1 protein-coding gene is annotated in these 770 nt (G+C 46.8%); it reads left to right on the top strand.

Going from position 1 to position 770, the window contains the following annotated elements; translation table 11 throughout:
- Nucleotides 1–19: 19 nt before the first annotated feature.
- Nucleotides 20–682: a YceI family protein gene (locus tag OB13_RS14805; RefSeq protein WP_461490947.1), complete on the top strand. Its 663-nt coding sequence runs from the start codon at nt 20–22 to the stop codon at nt 680–682.
- The last annotated feature ends 88 nt before the right edge of the window (nt 683–770 follow it).

Genomic DNA, 770 nt, shown 5'->3' with positions numbered 1-770 from the left:
AGAATAAATTTTAATGCACATGAAAAAGACAGCAATTTTGGCTTCAATGGCGGCAGCGCTTATGTTCACGGCCTGTGGTGACAACACTTCTTCCACAACAGAAAACAATGCAATAGCAACAGAGGCGGTATCAGCTGAGGGTGGAGAAGCCTATGCAGTAGTTCCTGCTGAAAGCGAACTGACCTGGATTGGTAAAAAAGTAGGAGGCGAGCACTCTGGTACTATCGGCCTTCAGAGTGGTGAACTTCTGGTTGCGAACGATGCCGTAGTTGGTGGCGAATTCACAATCGATATGGCTTCCATCGCCAATACCGATATCACGGCTGCTGAAGACAATGGCAAACTGGTAGGCCACCTGAAGTCTGATGATTTCTTTGGAGTGGAGAAGCACCCGACTGCTACTTTCAAAATTAACAGTGTTAGCCCGATTGCAGATGCTGCAGCTGGCCAGCCAAACTACAACGTTACAGGTGATCTGACGATCAAAGGCAAAACCAACCCGGTAACTTTCCCTGCTACTGTTTCAGTTGAAAATGGCGTAGCAACTGCCAAAGGCGAAGTGATCGTTGACCGTGCCAAGTATGATGTGCGCTATGGTTCAAAGAGCTTCTTCGATGACCTGGGCGACAATGTGATCGACGACAACTTCATCGTATCGCTTAACCTTACTGCCAAGCAGTAATTTTAATTAAGTATTAGTTTCGAATTCCGCTCCGTGTCTGGTTTCAGATGCGGAGCGGTTTTCGTTTAGGGACCAGTTAAAAATGTAG

This window comes from Pontibacter sp. HJ8, from assembly GCF_054824225.1.
The sequence above is the reverse complement of the archived record's forward strand: the minus strand, read 5'-3'. Positions and strand labels throughout refer to the sequence as shown.